Source organism: Streptomyces sp. NPDC037290 (assembly GCF_055603245.1).
This window is the reverse complement of record NZ_JBVJVZ010000001.1, coordinates 1,080,141-1,103,711: the sequence shown is the minus strand read 5'-3', so window position 1 is coordinate 1,103,711 and position 23,571 is coordinate 1,080,141. Positions and strand designations below refer to the sequence as shown.

The 23,571-nt window shown below is 71.1% G+C and carries 18 protein-coding genes; 4 read left to right on the top strand and 14 right to left on the bottom strand.

Annotation, left to right across the window (positions count from 1 at the left end):
- Window positions 1-36: 36 nt before the first annotated feature.
- Window positions 37-2,319 carry an ABC transporter permease gene (locus ACZ7HQ_RS05030; protein WP_470984755.1) on the top strand — a complete coding sequence of 761 codons (2,283 nt, stop codon included), beginning with the start codon at window positions 37-39 and terminating at the stop codon, window positions 2,317-2,319.
- 14 nt (window positions 2,320-2,333) lie between these two features.
- On the opposite strand, the gene ACZ7HQ_RS05025 is transcribed toward ACZ7HQ_RS05030, so the two are convergent.
- From ACZ7HQ_RS05025 to uvrC, 13 genes are all read right to left on the bottom strand, one after another.
- Window positions 2,334-3,110 (bottom strand): DsbA family protein, encoded by a 777-nt coding sequence (locus tag ACZ7HQ_RS05025; RefSeq protein WP_470984753.1) that lies wholly within the window; start codon window positions 3,108-3,110, stop codon window positions 2,334-2,336.
- An 89-nt stretch (window positions 3,111-3,199) separates the two neighbouring features.
- Window positions 3,200-4,855 (bottom strand): glucose-6-phosphate isomerase, encoded by a 1,656-nt coding sequence (gene pgi / locus ACZ7HQ_RS05020; RefSeq protein WP_470984750.1) that lies wholly within the window; start codon window positions 4,853-4,855, stop codon window positions 3,200-3,202.
- A gap of 55 nt (window positions 4,856-4,910) precedes the next feature.
- On the bottom strand, window positions 4,911-6,179 hold the full coding sequence (locus tag ACZ7HQ_RS05015) for an MFS transporter (RefSeq protein WP_470985211.1): 1,269 nt from the start codon (window positions 6,177-6,179) through the stop codon (window positions 4,911-4,913).
- A gap of 123 nt (window positions 6,180-6,302) precedes the next feature.
- A complete protein-coding gene (locus ACZ7HQ_RS05010; RefSeq protein WP_003976875.1) occupies window positions 6,303-6,638 on the bottom strand; it encodes an RNA polymerase-binding protein RbpA in 336 nt (111 codons plus the stop codon).
- A gap of 215 nt (window positions 6,639-6,853) precedes the next feature.
- Complete coding sequence (gene secG, locus ACZ7HQ_RS05005; RefSeq protein WP_319150986.1) at window positions 6,854-7,084, bottom strand: preprotein translocase subunit SecG; 231 nt, start codon at window positions 7,082-7,084, stop codon at window positions 6,854-6,856.
- Window positions 7,085-7,198: 114 nt separating this feature from the next.
- Window positions 7,199-7,975, bottom strand: a complete 777-nt coding sequence (gene tpiA / locus ACZ7HQ_RS05000) for a triose-phosphate isomerase (protein ID WP_470984747.1) — start codon at window positions 7,973-7,975, stop codon at window positions 7,199-7,201.
- 3 nt (window positions 7,976-7,978) lie between these two features.
- Entirely contained in the window at window positions 7,979-9,190 is a 1,212-nt protein-coding gene (locus tag ACZ7HQ_RS04995; RefSeq protein WP_470984745.1) for a phosphoglycerate kinase, read from the bottom strand.
- 134 nt (window positions 9,191-9,324) lie between these two features.
- The gene (gap, locus tag ACZ7HQ_RS04990) at window positions 9,325-10,332 is read right to left on the bottom strand and encodes a type I glyceraldehyde-3-phosphate dehydrogenase (RefSeq protein WP_069781521.1); all 1,008 of its coding nucleotides are present in this window, start codon (window positions 10,330-10,332) and stop codon (window positions 9,325-9,327) included.
- Window positions 10,333-10,675: 343 nt separating this feature from the next.
- A complete protein-coding gene (locus tag ACZ7HQ_RS04985; protein ID WP_470984742.1) occupies window positions 10,676-13,657 on the bottom strand; it encodes a M14 family metallopeptidase in 2,982 nt (993 codons plus the stop codon).
- A 150-nt stretch (window positions 13,658-13,807) separates the two neighbouring features.
- Window positions 13,808-14,797: a DNA-binding protein WhiA gene (whiA, locus tag ACZ7HQ_RS04980; protein ID WP_031166139.1), complete on the bottom strand. Its 990-nt coding sequence runs from the start codon at window positions 14,795-14,797 to the stop codon at window positions 13,808-13,810.
- Window positions 14,788-15,882: a gluconeogenesis factor YvcK family protein gene (locus tag ACZ7HQ_RS04975; protein WP_470984739.1), complete on the bottom strand. Its 1,095-nt coding sequence runs from the start codon at window positions 15,880-15,882 to the stop codon at window positions 14,788-14,790. Before ACZ7HQ_RS04975 ends, whiA begins: the two co-directional genes overlap by 10 nt.
- The gene (rapZ, locus tag ACZ7HQ_RS04970) at window positions 15,879-16,916 is read right to left on the bottom strand and encodes an RNase adapter RapZ (protein WP_470984738.1); all 1,038 of its coding nucleotides are present in this window, start codon (window positions 16,914-16,916) and stop codon (window positions 15,879-15,881) included. The genes ACZ7HQ_RS04975 and rapZ overlap by 4 nt, the downstream gene beginning before the upstream one ends.
- Entirely contained in the window at window positions 16,913-19,000 is a 2,088-nt protein-coding gene (gene uvrC / locus ACZ7HQ_RS04965; protein ID WP_470984735.1) for an excinuclease ABC subunit UvrC, read from the bottom strand. The genes rapZ and uvrC overlap by 4 nt, the downstream gene beginning before the upstream one ends.
- Before the next feature lie 542 nt (window positions 19,001-19,542).
- Between uvrC and ACZ7HQ_RS04960 the strand changes: the two genes are divergently transcribed.
- Window positions 19,543-20,490, top strand: coding sequence for a hypothetical protein (locus tag ACZ7HQ_RS04960; RefSeq protein ID WP_470984733.1), 948 nt, complete (start codon window positions 19,543-19,545; stop codon window positions 20,488-20,490).
- 74 nt (window positions 20,491-20,564) lie between these two features.
- Here ACZ7HQ_RS04960 and ACZ7HQ_RS04955 read toward each other — a convergent pair whose 3' ends face one another.
- On the bottom strand, window positions 20,565-20,993 hold the full coding sequence (locus ACZ7HQ_RS04955) for a Rieske (2Fe-2S) protein (RefSeq protein WP_470984730.1): 429 nt from the start codon (window positions 20,991-20,993) through the stop codon (window positions 20,565-20,567).
- A 317-nt stretch (window positions 20,994-21,310) separates the two neighbouring features.
- Between ACZ7HQ_RS04955 and ACZ7HQ_RS04950 the strand changes: the two genes are divergently transcribed.
- Both ACZ7HQ_RS04950 and ACZ7HQ_RS04945 read left to right on the top strand, forming a co-directional pair.
- Window positions 21,311-22,438, top strand: a complete 1,128-nt coding sequence (locus tag ACZ7HQ_RS04950; RefSeq protein ID WP_470984727.1) for a LacI family DNA-binding transcriptional regulator — start codon at window positions 21,311-21,313, stop codon at window positions 22,436-22,438.
- On the top strand, window positions 22,435-23,346 hold the full coding sequence (locus ACZ7HQ_RS04945; protein ID WP_470984724.1) for a carbohydrate kinase family protein: 912 nt from the start codon (window positions 22,435-22,437) through the stop codon (window positions 23,344-23,346). The genes ACZ7HQ_RS04950 and ACZ7HQ_RS04945 overlap by 4 nt, the downstream gene beginning before the upstream one ends.
- Window positions 23,347-23,571: the final 225 nt, after the last annotated feature.

Genomic DNA, 23,571 nt, shown 5'->3' with positions numbered 1-23,571 from the left:
GGACACGGTGCGTCGCGGGGCGAGGGGCTGAGGCGGGTGCGGGCGACCCTGCGCTGGGCGCACTCGGATCTGCGGACCCATCGAGGCGAGGCGCTGTTCCTCGTGCTGGCCACCGCCGGCATCGTCGCGTCGTTGCTGCTCGCCACCGCGCTGTTCGGCTACGCGACCAACCCCTGGCAGCGGATCTTCACCCAGGCCCGCGGGGCGCATGTGTGGATCCACACCGTGCCTTCCGCGGACACCCGCAAACTCGCCCGGCTGGACGGCGTCGAGGCCGTGGCCGGCCCCTACCGCACCGAGTCCGCCACCGTCGCCGTACGCGGCAGCCGCGCCTCCGTGGAGCTGCGCGGTGTCTCCGAGCGGCCCTCCGTCAGCCGGCCGCTGCTCACCGCCGGGCACTGGCTGGACGCCGCCGAACCGGACGGTGTGGTGCTGGAGAGCAGCCTGGCCCGGGTCCTGCTGGCCGAGCCGGGCGACACCCTCGCGCTGCCCGGCACCGCCCGCACCCTGACCGTCGAGGGCATCGCGGACAGCGCCGAGCCGCACTACAGGCCCGGTGAGCAGCCGGGTCTGGTCTGGGCGCTGCCGTCCGCCGTGCGCGCCCCCGGTGGCCAGGTGATCGGGCTGCGCCTGGACGACCCGGGCGACACGGACTACGCGGTGCAGCGTGCCGTCACGGTGCTCGGCGCGGGCGCGGTCGGCGAGGTCTCCACCTGGCAGCAGGCGCGCGCCGCGGCCCAGGGCGACAACCGGCTGCTCGGTCAGGTGCTCGGCCTGTTCGGTCTCGGCGCCCTGATCGCCGCGGGGCTCGCCGTGCACGGGGCGATCGCCACCCGTATCCGGGGGCACCTGCGGGACCTGTCGGTGCTGAAGGCCATCGGTTTCACGCCCGGCCAGGTCGTCCGGGTCTTCCTGCTCCAGCATCTGGCGTACGCGCTGCTCGGTGCGGTGGCCGCCGCGGCGCTCACCGAGACGCTGGGCAGCCGGATCCCCGGCCGGCTCGGCGACGCCGTGGGGGTGTGGCAGGGGCTGCCGGGGCACACCGTGGCCCTGTTCGTGGTGCCCGTGGGCGCGGTGCTGTTCATCGGTCTGACCACGGGGCTCGCGGCCTGGCGGGCCGGGAGGGTGCCGCCGGTTCCGGTGCCGCGCCCGGCCGCGCCGGCCGGCGGCGGGCTGACCGGCCCGGCCCGGCGGGCGCTCGGCCTGCGGCTGCCGGCCGCGCTGGTCCTCGGCTGTCACAAGGCGTTCGCCGGGCGCGGCCGGTCGCTGGCCACCCTGTCCCGGCTGACGCTGCCGCTGCTGCTGATCGTGGTGGCGCTCAGCGCCTGGACCACGATCGACCGCTTCCACAGCAGCCCGGAACGCCTGGGCATGCCGACGGCCCTGACGGTCCGCTCCGACGGCGCCCTGGACGCATCAGACGTACGGGCCCTGCTGACCGGAGATCACCGGGTCGCCGCCGCCTATCCCGGGGTGGAGGTCGCCGCACTGGTCCCCGGCCAGACCGGGACGATCGCGCTGCGCGGCGTCGGCACCCGTGCCGAGCCCTACCCCTGTGCCCTCGCCGAGGGCCGGGCCGCACACGGACCGGACGAGGCGGTGGCCGGCCAGGGCCTGCTGGACCTGCTGCACGCGCGAGTCGGCGACTGGGTGCGGATGACGGTGGGCGACCGGCCGCAGATCCTGCACATCGTGGGCCGCAGCATCGAACCGCAGAACGCCGGCCGGGTCGTCAGCACGTCACTGGACACCCTCCGTGAGAACGACCCAGGGCTCTCCCCCGCCTTCTACGAGCTGCGGCTGCGCCCCGGCGCCGATCCGCGGCGCGTGGCCGCCGCGCTGTCCACGGCCGGCCGGGGCCATCTGGACGTGCACCCCGTGGAGAATCCCGCCGACGGGCTGTCACCGCTGCGCGCCGTCGTCACCGGGCTGATCGCCGTGCTGGCCCTGATCGGACTGGTCGAGCTGCTCACCGCGATCGGCGGCAGCGTCCGGGAGGGCGAGCGGGACGTACTGGCACTGAAGGCGATCGGCATGTCCCCGCGCCAGATCACCGCGATCACCGTCACGGCGACGAGCTGTACGGCCCTGGCCGCGGCGATCGCCGGTACGGTGCTGGGGCTGCCGCTGGCCCACCGGCTGATCGACGCCGAGGGCAGCACCAGCGGTATCGGCGCCGGTATCGCCCAGTCACCCTCGCCCGCGCTGCTGCTCGCCCTGGTCGCGGCGGCCGTGCTCGGGGCGGCGGCGCTCGCCGTGCTGCCCGCTGCCCGCGCGGCACGCAGACGCCTCGCGGACACGCTGAGCGCGGTGGCCTGACGCGGGTCGGGGAGTCAGTCCCGCCACTGCTCGGGGTGGGCGCGGATCTTCGTCAGCAGACCGGCGAAGACGTCACCGTCGAAGAGCACGCCGTTGTACTCGGCGGGGACGCGTACGTCGTTGATCTCGGCGGTGGGGGTGCCGGGGCCCTTGGGGGCCTGCGCTCCGCCCGCCTTCTCGTACGCCTTCTCCGACCGGGCCACGAACGAGCGGTACTTCATCGTCTTCACTGCCGAGTCGAAGTCCGGCCCGCGCAGCCCCGGAACCCGCCCGGCCAGCTCGAGCAGATACGCGTCGGTGAAGCCGTCGACGCTCTCGGCGGGCTGGTGGGCGTAGAGCACGTCGTGGTATTCGGCGAACCGGCCCTTGTCCAGCGCGGCCCGCAGCGCGTTGACCGCCTTTTCGGACCCGGAGCCGGCCAGCCGGTCGTCCAGGAACGAGGCGAGGGTGTACTGGGTCCTCGTCTCCCGCCGGAGGGTGGCCGCGCGCAGCTGCGGGGCGCCACCGGTGGTCTCGAACTCCTTGCACACGGGGCAGCGCGGGTCCTCGTACAGGTGCACGCTCACCGGTGCGGCCGGGTCCCCGACCGTGATGGTCGTCCCGTCCTTCCCCAGCCGCTCCGGCACCTCGGCCAGACCGGAGTAGCCCGGCCTGGCCGTGCTGGTGGCCGTGGCACCGGCCCTGGGGGCGTCGTCCGTGGACTGGGCCGACCGGTGTCCGCCGCCGCAACCGGCCGCCGACGCCCCGACGACGGCCGCCGCGACCGCCGCGGCGAACCCTCTGTGCACCATGCGCCTTCCTCCCCTGAAGATCACCAGCACCTTAAGGGATCTGCAAAGAGAACGCACAGAAACGGTCGCCGCGACGGCGAGGCCGCGGATCAGCTCCGGCCGCGCAGCTCCCGGTACCTCGCGACCAGCGTCTTGGTCGAGGCGTCGAGGCCCGGGACCTGCGCGCCCTCGGTCAGCGCGGGCTCGACGCGCTTGGCGAGGACCTTGCCGAGTTCCACGCCCCACTGGTCGAAGGAGTCGATGTTCCAGACGGCTCCCTGCACGAACACCTTGTGTTCGTAGAGGGCGATCAGCTGGCCGAGGACCGACGGGGTCAGCTCGGTCGCCAGGACCGTGGTGGTGGGGTGGTTGCCGTGGAAGGTGCGGTGGGCGACCTGCTCCTCGGGTACACCCTCGGCGCGGACCTCCTCGGCGCTCTTGCCGAAGGCCAGCGCCTGGGTCTGGGCGAAGAAGTTGGCCATCAACAGATCGTGCTGGGCCTTGAGTTCACCGCTCAGCTCGTCGACGGGACGGGCGAAGCCGATGAAGTCCGCCGGGATCAGCTTGGTGCCCTGATGGATCAACTGGTAGTAGGCGTGCTGGCCGTTGGTGCCGGGCGTGCCCCACACCACCGGCCCGGTCTGCCACTGCACCGGCTCGCCGTCGCGCTGCACCGACTTGCCGTTGGACTCCATGTCCAGCTGCTGCAGGTAGGCGGTGAACTTCGACAGGTAGTGGCTGTAGGGCAGGACGGCGTGCGACTGGGCGTCGTGGAAGTTGCCGTACCAGATGCCCAGCAGGCCGAGCAGCAGCGGGGCGTTGGCCTCGGCGGGCGCGGTGCGGAAGTGGTCGTCCATCAGCCGGAAGCCGTCGAGCATCTCCCGGAACCGGTCCGGGCCGATCGCGAGCATCAGGGACAGGCCGATCGCGGAGTCGTACGAGTACCGGCCGCCGACCCAGTCCCAGAACTCGAACATGTTGTCCGGGTCGATACCGAAGGCGGTGACCTTCTCGGCGTTCGTGGACAGGGCCACGAAATGCCTGGCGACCGCCTTCTCGTCACCGCCCAGCCCGTCCAGCAGCCACTTCCGCGCGGAGGTGGCGTTGGTGATCGTCTCGATCGTGGTGAACGTCTTGGACGCGACGATGAACAGCGTCTCGGCCGGGTCCAGGTCCCGGGTGGCCTCGTGCAGGTCGGCGCCGTCCACGTTCGACACGAACCGGAACGTCAACTGGCGTGCGGTGTACGGGCGCAGCACCTCGTAAGCCATCGCGGGGCCCAGGTCCGAGCCCCCGATGCCGATGTTGACGACGTTCCTGATGCGCCTGCCGGTGTGGCCGGTCCACTCGCCGGAGCGGACCCGGTCGGCGAAACCGGCCATCTTGTCCAGCACCGCGTGCACCTGCGGCACCACGTTCTGCCCGTCGACCTCGATCACCGCGTCCCGCGCGGCGCGCAGCGCGGTGTGCAGCACGGCCCGGTGCTCGGTGACGTTGATCCTCTCGCCGCGGAACATGGCGTCCCGGAGCCCGAACACGTCCGTGGCGGCGGCCAGCTCGCGCAGCAGCCGCAGCGTCTCGTCAGTGACCAGGTGCTTCGAGTAGTCGAGGTACAGATCGCCGACCCGGAGCGTGTACCCCTCGCCGCGTCCGGGGTCGGCGGCGAACAGCTCCCTGAGATGGGTGTCGGCCAGCTCCTCCCGGTGCTTGGCGAGAGCGGTCCATTCGGGCGTCTGGTTGAGCCTGGTACGGCCGTCTGCGTTCATTTCCGACTTCCGCCTTCTTTCGTGCTGCCTGTCCCAGCTGTTCCAACCTAATTGATCACCGCGCGGCACGAGCCGTCGTGACGCCGTCGTCCGGCGCAACAACAGGTACGTCCGGCTTGCGGGCCGGTATCAGCGCGGTGACGGACAGGACGAAGAAGGCGGCCGCGAGCAGGGCGGGGGTGTTGCGGCCCCAGGCCGTGGCCACGGCGCCGCCCAGCAGGGCACCCAGCGGGGCCCCGGCGACGGCGAGCGTGCGGAAGGCGGAGCTGACCCGGCCGAGCATGTCGGCGGGCGCGCGCTGCTGCATCAACGTCGTCGTGTTGACGTTCCACAGCATGCCCATGCATCCGAAGACGGCCATGGCGGCCACCAACGCGATGAGGCTGCGTACGGTGCCCATGACGACGAGCGCGCCGATCTGCACGGCACCGGCGAGCAGGACGGTCCGCAGGTGGCCCAGCGCGGCCGTGGTCCACCGGTTGAGCACACCGCCCGCGAGACCCCCCGCGGTGTACGCCGTGGCCGCCGCCGCGTATCCCGCCGTGCCCGCGTCCAGCCAGCCGGTCACGAGGACCACCAGGGTGGCGATCAGGGCCCCCATGCCGATGTTGCACAGGGCCGTGGCGGCGCACAGCCCGCGCAGGGCCCGGTCGCGCCCCAGGGTGCGCAGCCCGGCGGCGATCTCCCGGCGCAGACTGCTGCCCGCCGGTCTCGCCGCGCGCTCTGGCGCGCCCGTCCGCAGGGAGGCGACGAGCGCGGCGGCCACGAGGAACGTGCCGGCGTCGGCCGCGAAGGGAACGGCCGCTCCGGCGGCGATCAGCACCGGCACGACCGGCGCGCCCAGCAGGCCGCCGGCGATCTTCTGCCCCGTCATCAGCCGGGCGTTGGCACTGCCGAGGCGGTCCCGGTCCACGAGGGCCGGCAACAGGGCCGTGGAGGCGTTGTCGAACAGTGTCTGGAGCGTGGTCAGGGTGAGGGCCAGCGCGATGAGCAGCGCGATCGAGGCATGGCCGAGGGCGACGGCCACCGCGAAGGAACCCATGAGCAGACCGCGTACGGCGTCCACCGCCCACATCGCGCGCCGCTGGTCGACGCGATCGGCCACCGCGCCGCCGAGCAGCCCGAAGACGATCCAGGGCAGATAACCACACGCGGTGACCGAGGCGATGAGCAGGGGCCGGTCGGTCAGTGACGCGGCGAGCAGCGGCAGCGCGGCGCCTCGCAGAGCGTCCCCGAACTGGGAGACCACGGCGGCCGACCACAATCGCCCGAAGCCCCCGCGCCACTCCGGCGCACGCCTCTCCCCCGTCTCGACCACGGTCAGAACGCCCCCTCACGGTTCTCGCCTTCACGAAAACCGTAGAGGGCACCACTGACAATCGGTCCGGCCGAGCGGAGCGATACGGCTCCGGCCAGGCACCTCGAGGCGCCGGACCGGTGTCAAGTGCTAGATCTCGCCCCGCAGTTTGGCGAGCGCCTCGGCGAGGATCGCCTCGCCGTCCGCGTCGCTGCGCCGCTCCCGTACGTACGCGAGGTGCGTCTTGTACGGCTCGGTGCGCGGCGGGTCCGGCGGGTTGTCCCGGTCCTGGCCGGCCGGGAAGCCGCAGCGCGGGCAGTCCCAGGTCTCGGGCACCTGCGCGTCGCTGGCGAAGCTCGGCTGCGTCTCGTGCCCGTTGGAGCACCAGAAGGAGATGCGCAGACGCGGCGCGGACTCGCCGCGCTCGGCCTCGCCCATCGGCCCCGCCCCGACCCGACTTCCTCGGATCGCGTTGCCACTTGCCACGGTCGTAACTCCCTGCGTGATGGTGCCGCGAAGCGAGTCGGCGTTTCGCTTCGCTGCGAGCGCCTCAGTCTACGTAAGGCCCAACGCGCGTCCAGTGATTGGAGTTACAAGGTCCCCGCTCATAGACGCAAGCCCCATGATAGGCCGCGCTCAGGAGCGCGTACCGAACATGGGGCCTTACGTACCGAATATGCGTGATGTGTGCTGCGCGGGTGTCAGCTGTTCGTCTTCATCAGGATGCCGAGGACGATGATGCACGCGAACCACAGCAGGCCGATCACGATGGTGATGCGGTCGAGGTTGCGTTCGGCGACCGAGGAGCCGCCGACGGAGGACTGCATGCCGCCACCGAACATGTCGGAGAGGCCGCCGCCCTTCCCCTTGTGCATCAGCACCAGCAGCATCAGCAGCAGGCTGAAGACGATCAGGGCGATCGAGAACCCCAAAACCACGGCTGGACCAACTTCCTCGGATTCGGATGGACGACGGGGGCACGGCACCTGGGCTGTGCCCCCGCAAGGGTACGACGTATCGCCGCTACCGCCTACTCACAGCTCGCGTCACTGATCGCGGAAGCGCACGATCTTGACGAACTCGTCGGCGTCCAGCGAGGCGCCGCCGACCAGGGCGCCGTCGATGTCGGCCTGGGCCATGATCTCGGCGACGTTGCCCGACTTCACGGAGCCGCCGTACTGGATGCGGACCTTGTCGGCCAGCTCCTGGGAGTACAACTCGGCGATCTTGGCGCGGACGGCGGCGCAGACCTCCTGCGCGTCCTCGGCGCCGCACACCTTGCCGGTGCCGATGGCCCACACGGGCTCGTAGGCGATCACGATCGTCTCGGCCTGCTCGGCCGGGAGGTCCTTCAGACCGCCCTCGACCTGGGCGAGGGTGTGGCTGACGTGGTTGCCCGCCTCGCGGACGTCCAGTTCCTCACCCACGCACAGGATCGGGGTCAGGCCGTGCTTGTAGGCGGCCTTGACCTTGGCGTTGACCAGCTCGTCGGACTCGTTGTGGTACTGGCGGCGCTCGGAGTGGCCGATGACCACGTAGGTGCACTTCAGCTTGGCCAGCATCGGGCCGGAGATCTCACCGGTGTAGGCGCCGGAGTCGTGCTGCGAGATGTCCTGGGCGCCGTACTTGATCTTGAGCTTGTCGCCGTCGACCAGGGTCTGCACGGAGCGCAGGTCGGTGAAGGGCGGCAGGACGGCGACCTCGACGGCCTCGTAGTCCTTGTCGGCCAGGGCGAAGGCGAGCTTCTGGACGTGGGCGATGGCCTCCAGGTGGTTGAGGTTCATCTTCCAGTTGCCCGCCATCAGCGGCGTGCGCGTGCTCAAGGGTCAGTCCTCCAGTGCGGCGAGGCCGGGGAGCGTCTTGCCCTCGAGGTATTCGAGGGAGGCGCCGCCACCGGTCGAGATGTGGCCGAACGCGTTCTCGTCGAAGCCGAGCGTACGCACGGCCGCGGCGGAGTCGCCGCCACCGACGACGGTGAAGCCGTTCGAGTCGACGAGAGCCTGGGCGACCGCGGCGGTGCCCTGGGCGTAATCGGGGTGCTCGAAGACGCCCATGGGACCGTTCCAGAAGACGGTCGCGGCGTCGGCGAGCTTCGAGGCGTAGAGCTCTCGGGTCTTCGGGCCGATGTCCAGGCCCTCCTGGTCGGCGGGGATCTTGTCCGCGTCGACCACGGTGTAGTCGGCCGGCGCCTTGGTCTTCAGGTCCGGGAACTCCCGGGAGACCAGGACGTCGACGGGGAGCACCAGCTCGACGCCCTGCTTCTCGGCGCGCTCCATGTACTCCGTGACGGCCGGGATCTGGTCCTCCTGCAGGAGGGAGATGCCGACCTCGTAGCCCTTGGCCTTGAGGAAGGTGTAGGCCATGCCGCCGCCGATGAGCAGACGGTCGGCCTTGGCGAGCAGCTGGTCGATGACGGCGAGCTTGTCGGAGACCTTGGCGCCGCCGAGCGCGACCACGTAGGGGCGCTTGACGTCCTCGGTGAGCTTCTTCAGGACGCCGACCTCGGTGGCGATGAGGTAGCCGGCGTAGTGCGGCAGCTTCTTCGCCAGGTCGTAGACCGAGGCGTGCTTGCGGTGCACGGCGCCGAAGCCGTCGCCGACGTAGACGTCGGCGAGGGCCGCGAGCTGGTCGGCGAACTCACCCCGCTCGGTGTCGTCCTTGGCGGTCTCGCCGGGGTTGAAGCGCAGGTTCTCGATGACCGCGACCTGGCCGGGCTGGAGACCGTCCACGGCCTCGTGGGCGGCCGGGCCGACGGTGTCCTGGGCGAAGGCGACCGGGGCGTCGAGGAGTTCACCGAGGCGCTCGGCGGCGGGCAGCAGCGAGAAGGCGGGGTCCGGGGCTCCCTTGGGGCGGCCCAGGTGCGAGGCGACGACCACCTTGGCGCCCGCGTCGGTGAGGGCCTTGACGGTGGGCAGGACGGCGCGGATGCGGCCGTCGTCGGTGATCGTCCCGTCGGCCAGCGGCACATTGAGGTCGGCGCGGACGAAGACCCGCTTGCCGCTCACGCCGTCGGCGAGAAGTTCGTCGATCGTCTTCATTGAGTGGACTCCTACAGGAGGGCTCGTGGTGCACCTGATCGTAAAAGGACGTGGTCAGTACGTGGGACAGGGCCCGGACAGCGCGGCGGTGCGCTGCCCGAGCCCTGTTCTCACTTCGGGGTCCTGCTTCGCGATCAGAGCTGGTTGCCGACGAAGACCGTGAGGTCGACGAGGCGGTTGGAGTAGCCCCACTCGTTGTCGTACCAACCGATGACCTTCACGTTCTTGCCCTCCTGGACCATGGTCAGGGAGGAGTCGAAGGTGCAGGACGCCGGGGCGTTGACGATGTCGGAGGAGACGATCGGGTCCTCGGTGTAGTCGAGGAGGCCCTTCAGCTCGCCCTCGGCGGCCTTCTGGAAGGCGGCGTTGACCTCTTCCTTGGTGACCTCGCGGCCGAGCTCCACGACGAGGTCGGTGACCGAGCCGGTCGGGACCGGGACACGCATGGCGATGCCGTCCAGCTTGCCCTTGAGCTGCGGCAGGACCAGGGCGGTGGCCTTGGCGGCACCGGTGGTGGTCGGGATGATGTTCTCGGCGGCGGCACGGGCGCGGCGCAGGTCCTTGTGCGGGAAGTCCAGGATGCGCTGGTCGTTCGTGTACGCGTGCACCGTCGTCATCAGGCCCTTGACGATGCCGAAGTTCTCGTCGAGGACCTTCGCCATCGGCGCCACGCAGTTGGTGGTGCAGGAGGCGTTGGAGATGACGTGGTGGTTCGCCGGGTCGTACTTGTCCTGGTTGACGCCCATCACGATGGTGATGTCCTCGTCCTTGGCCGGAGCCGAGATGAGGACCTTCTTGGCGCCACCGGCGATGTGCTTGGCGGCGTCTTCCTTCTTCGTGAAGATGCCGGTCGACTCGATGACGATGTCGACACCCAGCTCACCCCACGGGATGTCGGCCGGGTTGCGCTCGGACAGCACCTTGATGGTGTGGCCGTCCACGGTGATGGTGTCGGCGGTGTGGGAGACCTCCTGCTTGAGGCGGCCCAGGATCGTGTCGTACTTGAGCAGGTGAGCAGTGGTAGCGGTGTCACCCAGGTCGTTGACAGCCACAACCTCGATGTCCGCACCCTGCTCCAGCAGCGCGCGGAAGTAGTTACGGCCGATGCGGCCGAAGCCGTTGATGCCTACGCGGATCGTCACGAACCGATCTCCTCGTTGGTACGCCGGCCATGCGGTGCCGGCGAGCTCTGTTTGGGATGTCCCCGACCACCACCGACCCTACCTCCCGGAGGGCCCCGGAGTGACATCGAGACGGCGCATACACGGGCAGGCAGTCCGTACCCGTCAGTAGGGGTACGGACCACCCCGGATCGGCAGTGGTTTCCCTGGTATTTGTTACGAAATGTCGGGCGAGTTTGGCGCCGTCTTCACTCGTTCGTGAGCGGGTCGGCTCACTTGATCGGGACGCCTTCCGCGCACCGTTGAGAGGACTCCCGCTCACCTGTTGGAACAAGGCGAGCGGGATCTGTCAACGTGGTGGGCCTCACTCGTCGAGCGCGGCGAACGCCTTCCTCAGCAGGGCTGCCCGGTCGGCCTCCGACGACACCTGTTCCAGGCCGAAACCGAGCAGCACGGTGTCGTCCGTGGTGACCGCTCCGTACGTCTGGAAGAGCGTCCCGGTGCGCGCCCAGTCCTTCAGGACGGCCGGACTGCCCGCGGGCGGACCGGCCGCGTGCCAGGCGCCCAGGGACGACTCGAATCCCTCGGTCTCCTTGGCGGTGCCGCCGACGACGAGCGAGGCGTCGTCGGCGAGGACGCCGTGTCCGCCGGTGCCCGGGTCGGTGACGTAGCTGATCGAGACCTCGACGGACTTCCCGGCGTACGCGCTCAGGTCGAAGGTGACCTGCTGCCAGCCACCGGAACTGCCGGTGAGGCTGTTCCAGGAGCCGGTGGTGCCCTTCGCCGTGCAGGAGTTGTCCGCGAGCGTCAGATAGTGCTTCAGCCACGGGTGCTCGGCGATCAGGAAGCCCTGTCCGCAGTCCGCCGGTACGGCCGTCTTCGTGGCGCCGCCGGCCTCCGGCAGGGTCGTCCAGTCGTCGCCGCCCACGGTGTGCGCCTCGATCACCGCGTGGTCGTAGCCCGGCTCGGTGTCCCACAGCAGCCGGGTGGTCAGGGCCGGCTTGGCGGCTGCGCCGACACCGGTGAGGTCGATGGTGCGGGTGAGGCGCTTGTAGGCGTCGTCGGTGTGCACGGCGGCGGCCATGTACGAACCGGAGTACGGCCCGTACGGATTGACGGTACCGGCGAACCGGCCCGCCCCCGCGCTCTTGAACTGCGGGTACGTGGCCACGGGCAGCTCGTCGGAGGTGACGCCGTAGACGCCGGCCCTGTCCAGCGGGTTGCCGGCCGCGTCACCGAGGGCGCCGGTCACGCCGTCCAGGGCGCCGGAGCCGGTGAAGCCGGTGGCTCCCTTGGCCGACGTACGGCTGTAGGCGCCCAGGTAGTACTGGCTGAAGTCGTCCGAGAGGCTGCCGTCGCCGAGTCTGACGCTGCCGCCGGCCAGCTCACCGGCCTCGATCAGCCGGCCGCCCTCGTTGAGGTAGGCGCGCAGCTGGAGCTGGGTCGCGTTGCCGGGGCCGTTCGCACCGGAGTAGTGCACGACCGTCCTGAAGTGCTTCAGCACGCCGAGCGCGTCCGGAACACCCTGTCCGGCCACGTCCCACACGATCGCCCGGTGCCCGGCCGCCTTGAGCGCGTCGACGTACTTCTGCGCCTGCGTGGCCGTCGCGCCCTCCTCGGCGACGACGAGCGTGTCGGCCTTGGGCCGCTCGGCGACCGTGTACGTGAAGTGGGAGCTGGTGACCTTCTTCTTCCCGCTCTTTGTCCCGCTCTTCGTCCCGCCGTTCGTCTCGCCGGTGAACCACACCTCGACCTTGTCGCCCGGTTTGCCGCCGTGCACCGCGGCCCGGTACTCGTCGAAGTACAGGTCGTCCCCGCCGCCGTAGGTCGTGCCGCCCTTCCAGTGCCGCAGTGTCCGCCCGTGGACGCGGCCGCCGTTGACGCGGTACCTCAGCTCCTTGTCGCGGATCGCCTTGCGGACGACCACGGAGACCTCCTGGTGCGCGCCCAGGGAGTACGACGTGGAGAACGCGCCCGGGGTGAAGTCGGCCGCGCTCAGCCCGACCGAGGAGGCCGGCCGGTCCGGGTGTACGGCGGTCTCGGCTACGGAGAGGGCGAACGGGATGTTCTTGGCGAACTCCTGCTGGATCAGCTTCTCGTCGTCGGGGAAGCTGAACTCCGACGGGCAGTCCTCGGGCTTCCAGGCGTCGTTCGGGTCGACGTTCGACGCGGTCTGGCAGGTCGACATCTCGGGAGTGAACATCGCGACCCCGTTGACGTTCGCCGCGTGTCCGTCCGCCTCGCCGTTGGTGGTGTACAGCTCCGAGGAGAGCTGCGAATGGTAGCCGGGGACGGCCGGGTTGTCCGGGGTGCCGGCAAGCGCCTTGTAGAGGACGTCGTCGGGGCTCGGCGTGGCGACCTGCCAGCCGACCCCGTACAGGAGGAGTTGCGCGGCCGAGTGGTAGTTGATGGCGTATCTGAACCCGATGCGTTTCTCGAAGCCGTCCAGCGCCCTGGTCTCGGGCTCGGACTCGGGGCTCGCCCCGCGGTAGGTCTCGCTGGTGGCGTTGGGGGACGAACCCTCGTCGTCGTAGCCCCACTTGTAGGGGAAGTTTCGGTTGAGGTCGACGCCGTCGCCCGTGCCGATGACGCCGTCGCCGTTGACGTCCCGCAGGTTCTTGCGCCACAGGCGGGTCTGGGGGCTCTTGAACGTGTAGTCGTAGCCGTCGGGGTTGGCCGAAATGACGAACCACAGCTCGGTCGAGTCGACGATCTTCCGAATGCGTTTGTCCGTCCGGTAGTTGTCCAGGTAGTAGTGCATCAGACGCCGGGTCATCTCGGGGGTGATCCACTCGCGCGCGTGCTGGTTGGACAGGTACAACACGGACGGCCTGGAGCCGTCCTTCGTCTTCTTGGCGTTCCTGGTCAGTTTGAGCGCGAGGATGTCCTGGCCGTTGACCGTCTTTCCGATGGACTCGACCTTGGTCAGGCCTGGACTGGCCTGGGCGGTCCGCAGGATCTCCTCCTTCAGGCCGCCGCTGCCGCTGTAGGGCCGGAACACCCCCTGGGAGGCTGTCTCCACTCGTGCCAGCGCCTTCGCCGACAGGGTGTGCTCGGTGAGGTCGACGCCCTGCTTCCGAAGCTTCGCGGCCTGCCGGCCGGTGAGGTAGACCTCGACCTTCGACTTCCCGCCTCCGGTGACCTGCTCACCGAGCTCCTGCCCGTCCTGTCCGGCCTGGACGAGCAGGGGAATCTGCTGCGGGGTGACGTCGGCACGGTAGACCCTGACCTCGTCCGAACCGGACGTCGCGGGGTTGCCGCTCTGGGCCTGGGCGTGGGGCGCGAGGCTCGCTCCACCGATGAGAAGCGCGGCGACGGCGAGGATCGATTTCGCTCTGTGTCTCATGAACCCCCCTAGCGGTGGTCCGCCACAGTGGCGAACAGGTTGCCAGGCTCATGTCACCTCATGATCGAGTCAAGAGCGCCTCATGGACACGCGACGCCGGTGCCGATCACCCGAACGGGCGTACGGCACCGGCGACTTGATGTGCGTCGGTCAGCCGGCCAGGTTGTCGGCCAGCTCCTCGCTGAGGTTCGCCTCCGTACCCGGAATGCCCAGGTCGGCGGCGCGCTTGTCGGCCATCGCCAACAGGCGGCGGATACGGCCCGCGACCGCGTCCTTGGTCAGCGGCGGGTCGGCGAGCGCGCCCAGCTCCTCCAGGGAGGCCTGCTTGTGCTCCATGCGCAGCCGCCCGGCGGCGGCAAGGTGCTCGGGCACCTCGTCGCCGAGGATCTCCAGCGCCCGCTGCACCCGGGCTCCGGCGGCCACGGCGGCCCGGGCCGAACGGCGCAGGTTGGCGTCGTCGAAGTTGGCGAGCCGGTTGGCCGTGGCCCGCACCTCGCGGCGCATCCGGCGCTCCTCCCAGGCCAGCACCGACTCGTGCGCACCGAGCCGGGTCAGCAGCGCCCCGATCGCGTCACCGTCCCGGACGACCACCCGGTCCACCGTCCGCACCTCGCGCGCCTTGGCGGCGATGGACAGCCGGCGGGCGGCACCGACCAGCGCGAGCGCGGCCTCCGGGCCCGGGCAGGTCACCTCGAGGGAGGAGGAGCGGCCGGGCTCGGTCAGCGAACCGTGCGCCAGGAACGCCCCGCGCCACGCCGCCTCCGCGTCACAGGTGGCGCCGGAGACGACCTGCGGGGGCAGGCCGCGGATCGGACGGCCCCGGCCGTCCACCAGGCCCGTCTGACGGGCCAGCTGGTCACCACCCGCGACGACCCGGACGACGTACCGCGAGCCGCGGCGCAGCCCGCCGGGCGCCATCACGATCAGCTCGGAGCTGTGGCCGAAGATCTCGAGAATGTCCCGCTTGAGGCGCCGGGCCGCCATCGCGGTGTCCAGCTCCGCCTCGATCACGATCCGCCCGCTCACCAGGTGAAGGCCGCCGGCGAACCGCAGAATGGCGGAAACCTCCGCCTTCCTGCAGCAGGTCCGGGTGACGGGGAGCCGGGAGATCTCGTCCTTCACCGCTGCCGTCATCGCCATGGGCCGATCCTTCCATGCATCCGAAAAATACGGTCGTACGCGGCGGCCAACAGCTCCGGATCGTGCCGGGGTGATCCATCGGTCCGGGCCACCGGCGCCAGCTCGATCGCGGCTCCCAGCCGTTTGGCGGCCTCGGTGAGCGAGTCGCGGTCGGGCACGGCGGCCTCGTCGGCCAGCACCACGTCCAGGGCGAGTTTAGGGGCGTGTCGCCCCAAAACCTCCAAATGACGCTGCGGGGAGAACCCCTCGGTTTCTCCCGGCTGCGGGGCGAGGTTCAGGGACAGCACCTTGCGTGCCTTGGTCTCCGTGAGGGCGTCCAGCAGATCGGGGACGAGCAGGTGCGGGATCACCGAGGAGAACCAGGAGCCGGGGCCGAGCACCACCCAGTCCGCGTCCAGGACCGCTGCCACGGCCTCGGGCACGGCGGGCGGGTCGTGCGGCACCAGGTGCACCGACTGGACCTCGCCGGGGGTCAGCGCGACCGTCGCCTGCCCGCGCACGGTGTCCACGTCGTCCGGGCGGTCAGGATCGTGCCCCTTGACCAGGGCCTGCAGCTCCAGCGGCACCGCGGACATGGGCAGCACACGGCCGTGCGCGCCGAGCAGCTTGCCGACCAGGTCCAGGGCCTGCACATGGTCGCCGAGCTGCTCCCACAGGGCGACGATCAGCAGATTGCCGACCGCGTGGTCGTGCAGGTCGCCGTGGGAGGTGAAGCGGTGCTGGATGACCCGGGCCCAGGTCTGGCCCCAGTCGTCGTCACCGCACAGCGCGGCCAGCGCCTTGCGCAGGTCGCCCGGCGGCAGCACGCCCAGCTCGTCGCGCAGCCGGCCGCTGGACCCGCCGTCGTCGGCCACGGTGACGACGGCGGTGAGGTCGCCGGTGATCCGGCGCAGCGCGGCGAGCGAGGCGGACAGGCCCATGCCGCCGCCGAGCGCGACCACCTTGGGCTGTGCGCCCCGGCGGCGGGGCCGGCCGCCGCGGGCCTCGGCGGAGCGGGCCGGCCGGGACTCGGCGGCCGCACGGCTCGCCCGTCCCTCCGGCACCATCCTGCGCAGCCGGCTGAGCCGCCGTGTACGTTCCGTCATTCCCGTCCCATGTCCCGGTGTACGACCACCGTCTCCACGCCCTCGGCCGCGAGGCGCGCGGCGAGCTTCTCCGACATCGCGACCGAGCGGTGCTTGCCGCCGGTACAGCCGATGGCGATGGTCACATACCGCTTGCCCTCGCGCCGGTAGCCGGCCGCGATGAGCCGCAGCAGTTCGGCGTACCGGTCGAGGAACTCCTTCGCACCGGGCTGGTTGAACACATAGGCCGCGACCTCCTCGTTGAGGCCGGTGTACGGGCGCAGCTCCGGGACCCAGTGCGGGTTGGGCAGGAACCGCATGTCCGCGACCAGGTCGGCGTCGACCGGGAGGCCGTACTTGAAGCCGAAGGACATCACGGTGGCCCGCAGCTCGGGCTCCTCCTCGCCGGCGAACTGGGCGTCCATCTTGGCGCGCAGCTCGTGCACGTTCAGGCTGGAGGTGTCGATCACCAGGTCGGCGTCGCCGCGCAGCTCGCGCAGCAGCTCTCGCTCGGCGGCGATGCCGTCGACGATGCGGCCGTCGCCCTGGAGGGGGTGCGGACGGCGCACCGACTCGAAGCGGCGTACCAGGGCGTCGTCGGACGACTCGAGGAAGACGATCCGGCGGGTGACACCCCGGGTGTCCAGGTCGGCGAGGGATTCGCGCAGATTGTCGAAGAAGCGCCGGCCCCGCACGTCCACGACGACCGCGATCCGCGCCACGTTGCCCTGCGAGCGGGCACCCAGCTCCACCATGGTGGGGATGAGGGCGGGCGGGAGGTTGTCCACGACGAACCAGCCGAGGTCCTCCAGACACTTCGCCGCCGTCGACCGTCCCGCTCCGGACATGCCGGAAATGATCACCAGCTCGGGGATGGCCGCTTCGGTACCCGAAGCGGACGTACCGTCCGTGCTCACCTCTGCTCCGTTTTCCTGGGTCGCGGGCAGCTCGCCCGCCGGGGGCTGCTCGTCGGCCGCAGCCTGTGGTTGATCCTGCCCGGCTTCCCTGTGGGCCTGATCTCGCTCCGCTGTGGGCTGTGCGTCGTGCTCGGTCATGTCTCCTGCCCCCGTCGTTCGTCCGGGAGACCCGCGGTCACGGGCTCCCCCGAGGAACCCGCCGTCGTATCGGGTTCCTCATCTTCAATGATCTCTCCGGTCGCCGTGTTCACGGCGGGTGCGGCCGGGGCCGCCTGGGCGAGGGCCACGGCGATCGTCTCGGCCGTCTTCCGGCCTATCCCGGGCACCTCCTGGATCTGTCCGATTGTGGCGGACCGCAGCTTCTTCACCGAGCCGAAATGCTTGATGAGCGCCTGTTTGCGTGTCTCGCCGAGGCCGGGGACGTCGTCCAGGGGGCCGGCCCGGAAGCGCTTGGCGCGCTTGGTGCGCTGATAGGTGATCGCGAACCGGTGGGCCTCGTCCCGCACGCGCTGGAGCAGATACAGGCCCTCGCTGGTGCGCGGCAGGACCACCGGGTCGTCCTCTCCGGGCACCCAGACCTCCTCCAGCCGCTTGGCGAGGCCACAGACGGCGATGTCGTCGATGCCCAGCTCGTCCAGGGCGCGCCGGGCCGCGGCGACCTGCGGCTGACCGCCGTCGACGACGACGAGCTGCGGCGGGTACGCGAACTTCTTGGGGCGGCCGTCGTCGTCCTTCAGCGACGTGGCGAGCGGCTCTCCGTCGGGGAGGGCGCTCTCGCCGTTCGTGGCGGTCACCTCTCCGTCGGCCCACTCCCCCGTCTTCTCCTTCTCGGCGAGATAGCGCCGGAAGCGGCGGCTGATCACCTCGTGCATGGAGCGGACGTCGTCCTGGCCCGCGAAGCCCCTGATCTGGAAGCGGCGGTACTCGCTCTTGCGCTGCAGTCCGTCCTCGAAGACGACCATGGAGGCGACCACGTCGTCCCCCTGGAGATGCGAGATGTCGTAGCACTCGATGCGCAGCGGGGCGCTGTCCAGGTCGAGGGCGTCGGCGATCTCCTCCAGAGCGCGCGAGCGCGTGGTCAGGTCGGAGGCACGCTTGGTCTTGTGCAGCGCGAGAGCCTGCTGGGCGTTGCGCTGCACGGTCTCCATCAGCGCCTTCTTGTCGCCGCGCTGCGGGATGCGCAGGGAGACGCTGGCCCCGCGGCGGGTGGTCAGCCACTCCTGGACCGGCACGTCCGGCTCGGGCAGCGCCGGGACCAGGACCTCCTTGGGGACCGCGTCCCCGGTCTCCTCGCCGTAGAGCTGCTGCAGGGCGTGCTCGACCAGAGCGCCGGTGGTGACCTCCTCCACCTTGTCGGTCACCCAGCCACGCTGGCCGCGCACCCGGCCGCCGCGCACATGGAAGATCTGCACGGCCGCCTCCAGCTCGTCCTCGGCGACGGCGATGAGGTCGGCGTCCGTCGCGTCGGCGAGCACGACCGCGTTCTTCTCCATGGCCTTCTTCAGGGCCTCGATGTCGTCGCGCAGCCGGGCGGCCCGCTCGTACTCCATCTCCTCGGCCGCCTCCGTCATCTGCTTCTCCAGACGGCGGAGGTAGGTGCCGGTGCGGCCGGCCATGAAGTCACAGAACTCCTCGGCCAGCTCCTGGTGGTCGTCGGAGCTGATCCGGCCGACGCAGGGGGCGGAGCACTTGCCGATGTAGCCGAGCAGGCAGGGGCGGCCGGTGCGGGCAGCGTTCTTGAACACGCCGGCCGAGCAGGTGCGCACCGGGAAGACGCGCAGCAGCAGGTCGACCGTGTCCCGGATGGCCCACGCGTGCCCGTACGGCCCGAAGTACCGGACACCCTTCTTCTTGTGACCGCGCATCACCTGCACGCGCGGGAACTCCTCGTTCATCGTCACCGCGAGGTACGGGTAGCTCTTGTCGTCGCGGTACTTGACGTTGAACCGGGGGTCGTACTCCTTGATCCAGGAGTACTCCAGCTGCAGGGCCTCGACCTCCGTGGACACCACGGTCCACTCCACGGACGCGGCCGTGGTCACCATGGTCCGGGTGCGCGGGTGCAGGTTCGCCAGGTCCTGGAAGTAGTTCGCCAGGCGCTGGCGCAGGCTTTTCGCCTTTCCGACGTAGATCACCCGGCGGTGCTCGTCACGGAACCTGTACACCCCCGGAGAGTCCGGGATCTCACCCGGCCTGGGGCGGTAGCTGGAGGGATCGGCCATGTCTCACACCCTACTGGCGAGCACCGACACCGCGTCGTGCCTGTGGACAACGCCCTGTGGACAACGCCCACGCCCGGACCGCTCGGCCGTCCGCATCCCGGCGGGTGTCCACCGGAGGACGCGCCGTACCGGTCAGGTGCCGGACGATCCGGAAGGAAGGGCTTCGAGGCGGTCCTCGGCGATCCTCCGCCGCAGCATCGCGAGCTCTTCGCCGGCCCTCACGGCCGTGTGCTCACCGGCGAACGACCAGGTCTGCGTCAGGCGCTGATCTTCCCCCCGGACGCCCCGGGCAGGCGCGACGCCCGGGGTCGGCGGCTCTGCTCCGGTCTCGGGGGGGGGCGGGCGCGGCCGTGGCGGGTTCGAGGTGTTGTCGGGGTCTGGTCAACACGCTTCAATGCGGGGGAACTCGGGGCAGCGCACGCACGCGTACGGGCGCGGCGTGCGCAGTCACGGGCGTCCAGCGGCGCCCACGGGGGTGGCCCCGCACACCCGCTCAGCGGTCTGACCAGCCGTTGTGACACCTCACAGAAAGGCGCCCCGGCATGCGGCATGCCACGGAGCACGCGCACCACCCCACCGCGGAACTGGACACGGCCCTTCGGGGCGGCCCCTTCCATGTGGCGCTGCGCGCCGCGATCGCCGCACGCGGGCTGCCGCTCCAGCGCGTCCAGCACCATCTGTCCCGCCACGGGGTCAAGGTCGGCGTCACCAGCCTGAGTTACTGGCAACAGGGCGCCCGCCGCCCGCAGCGCCCGGAGTCGCTGCGGGCCGTACGGGCCCTGGAGGAGATCCTCCAGCTGCCGGACGAGTCGCTGATCCGGCTGCTCGCCGAGGCCGATGAGCGCACGCTGACCGGCCGCCCGGCCGTACGCTCCTACCGCTCCCTGATCGAGGCCTCGGACGTGCAGGACCGGCTCCGGGCCGAGCTCGGCTGCTCCCTCGACGGCGGCCTGCACACCCTGGGCCACCACGAATGCGTCCGCATCGGCGCCCGCCGCGAGCTGGCGGTCCGCGAGGCGCACCACATCGTGCGGGCCCACCGCGACGGCGTCGACCGCTTCCTCGCCGTGCACCACGGCGACCCCGGCTGCCGACCGCACGACATCAGGGTGCGGGCGCTGGAGAACTGCCGCACCGGACGCGTCCGCTGGGACCAGGACACCGGCGTACTGGTCGCGGAGCTGCTCTTCGGCACCCGGCTGCGCTCCGGGGACACCTTCCTGTTCCGGTACGGCATCGAGGACGGAACGGCCGGGGCCTCCCGCGAGTACCTCCACCGGTTCGGCTTCCCCGGCGGCCAGTACGCCCTCCAGGTCCGCTTCGACGCGGCCGCGCTGCCCAGACGCTGCCACCGCTTCACCCAGCACTCGACGGCGGCCCCACGCGGCGGCAGACACGAACTGCCGGTCACCGGCCCTCACCACTGCGTCCACGTGGTCGAGCCACGGATACGGCCGGGGATCGTCGGCATTGCGTGGGAGTGGGAGTGAAGGTGGCTCGCGCGTAGGGCCGTTGGGGCTTCCGAGTGCGGCCGCGTCGTCGGCAGGAATGGCCGAACGGGCGGTCAGGCGCCCGGGCCGGCGATGATCCTGCCGTTCGTCGTCCTGACCGGCAGCTCGGCCAGGGGCTCGGTGGCCGGTGACTGGACCACCTTGCCCGTCACGGCGTCGAACTGACTGCCGTGACAGGGGCAGATCAGAGTCGTCCCCTGCAGCTTGTTGATGGGGCATCCCGCGTGCGTGCAGATGGTGCTGTACGCCTTCAGCCCGCCGCTGCCGTCACGGCTGACGACCACGTTGTGATCCTGGAAGAGCGTGGCGCCCCCCTTCGAGACCTCGCTCTCGGCACCCAGGTCGACCGGCGCGGTCGGCGTGGCCGCGGCCGCACCGCCCTGGCCCGGCGCCGAGCACGCCGCCAGACCGAGCCCGGCGACCGGGGCCACGGCGGCTCCTCGAAGGACGGTACGGCGGCTCGCGGCAGGTAGGGCGGGCATCTGGGACTCCACTGCTCAAGGGATGTGCAGGGCGACGATACCCGGGCAGAAGGGCCGGTCTCGGGGCGGGGGATGGCTGTGGGGCGGGTGTGCGTGCCTGCGGGCGGGGCGAGGCGGCCGGGGGTGTGCGGGGTGGGCGGGCGGGCTGCGGGCAGAGGTAGCGAGCAGAGGCATCAAGGAGCGGCGACGAGGGGCCAGGAAATACCGAGAAGGTGGGGCGGGGGACGTAAACGTTTGCGCAAGCGTTTACGAGGGGCCGGGCCGTGGGATACCGTCCCGGCCGGAAGGGTCCACGCTCGACTCAGGGAGGAAACGCGATGCCCACCATGGCGGACGTCGCGCGGAGCGCCGGGGTCTCCGTGGCGACCGTTTCCCACGTGCTGAACGGCACCCGCCCGGTGCTTCCCCACACCCGCCAGGCCGTGCTGGACGCCATCGACGCCCTCGGCTACACCCCCAACACCCTGGCCCGCTCCCTGGTGACCTCCCGCACCCGCTCCATCGGGCTCGCGGTGTCGGCGATCAGCAACCCCTACTTCACGGAGATCCTCCAAGGCGTCGAGGCCGCCGCCCTGGAAGCCGGGTACAGCCTGCTCCTCGCGGATCCGCACGACGACCCCGGACACGAACGCAAGGTCGTGCAGCTCCTCCATGAACGACGGGTGGACGGCATGATCGTCGCCCCATCCGCGCACCCGCACGATCTGGTCGGCTACCTCCGCCGCCACGCCGTACCGACCGTGTTCCTGGACCGGGCGATCGATGTGGGCGTGCCGGACCACGTCGCAGCCGGCGGTGACGCAGCCGCACCCGCCGAGGGTGCTCCCTGGTACGACCAGGTCCGCGCCGAGAGCGCCGGACCGACCGCCCGACTCGTCACCCATCTGGCCACGCTGGGGCACCGACGGATCGGCCTGGTCGCGGGCCTGCCCGGGCTCAGCACCACCGTTGAGCGTGTTTCCGGATACCGGGACGGTCTCGTCGCCGCCGGTCTGGCCCACGACGAACGGCTCCTTGTGTCCGGCAACTCCGAGTCGGCGGGTGCGGAGCAGGCCACGGCCGCCCTGCTCGCCCTGCCCGATCCGCCCACGGCACTCGTCACCGCCAACAACGCGATGACCATCGGCGCCCTGCGTGCGCTGCGCCGCCACGGCCTGTCCGTCCCTGACGACATCGCCCTGTGCTGCTTCGACGACTTCACCTGGGCCGATCTGTTCTCGCCCCGGCTCACCGCCATCGCCCAGCCCAGCAGAGAACTGGGCGCACGGGCCGTCCAGGTGCTCCTGGACCGTCTCGACGAGCCACACCGGCCCGCCCGGACGGTGCGGCTGCCCTGCGCGTTCGTCCACCGCACCTCCTGCGGGTGCCCGGAGGAGCCGATTCCGTCCGGGACGCCCGAGCACACCTCGTCATCCGCACCGTCGGAGAAGGGAACCGTCTCGTGATCGTCGTCGCCGGTGAGGCACTGATCGACCTGGTGCCGCAGGGGTCCGGTGCCCTCGCGGACCTGAAGCCCGCACTGGGCGGCGGCCCGTACAACACCGCCGTGGCTCTCGGCCGGCTCGGCTCCCCCACCACCTTCTGCTCCCGGACGTCGTACGACGCCTTCGGCGAGGCCCTGCTCGGCGGGCTGCGGCAGGCGGGCGTGGACGTGTCGGGCGTCCAGCGCGGTGCAGAGCCGACGACCCTGGCGGTGGCCACGATCGACGCCGGTGGCTCGGCCGCCTATTCCTTTTATGTCGACGGCACCGCCGACCGTCTCTTCGCGGCGCCCACCGCGCTGCCCGCCGGTACGCGCGCGGTGTCGTTCGGCACCTGCTCGCTCGTCCTGGAACCGGGAGCGAGCGCCTACGAGGAGCTGATGCACACGGCGGCCGGACAGGGTCTGTTCACCGCGCTGGACCCCAACATCCGGGCGGGACTGATCCCGGACGCGGACGCCTACAGGGCGCGTTTCAAGAGCTGGCTGCCCTCGGTGACGCTGCTGAAGCTCTCGGCGGAGGACGCGGAGTGGCTGGGCGGCACCCCCCGCGAATGGCTGGCGGCGGGACCGGCGGCCGTCGTGATGACCCGGGGCGGGGACGGACTGACCGTGTTCACCCGAGACGGCGCGGAGTACTCCGTACCGGGTGAGAAGGTCGCTGTGGTGGACACCATCGGCGCCGGTGACACGGTGAACGCGGCGCTGTTGCACGGGCTGTCCGCCCGGGACGCACTGTCCGCGGAAGCGCTCGCCGCCCTCGGGACGGAGGGCTGGACGCGGCTGCTGCGTTTCGCGGCGCGCGCGGCGGCGATCACCTGCTCGCGGGCGGGGGCCGAGCCGCCGTACGCGGCCGAACTGGGTGATCTGTGAGCGGCCCCTTTTTCTCGCCGCTGTTTCCCTCTCCGCGGTCTTCCTCTCTGCTGTTGTCAAGGAACGGCCAGGCCCGAGGTGCGGTGGCCTGCGGACCGCGGCACCAGGGCTGCTGATGGTGGAACGAGCGGGGGGGGGGGGGGGGGGGGGGGGGGGGGGGGGGGGTTGGTGGGGGGGGGGGGGGGGGGGGGGGGGGGGGGGGGGGGGGGGGGGGGGGTGGGGGGG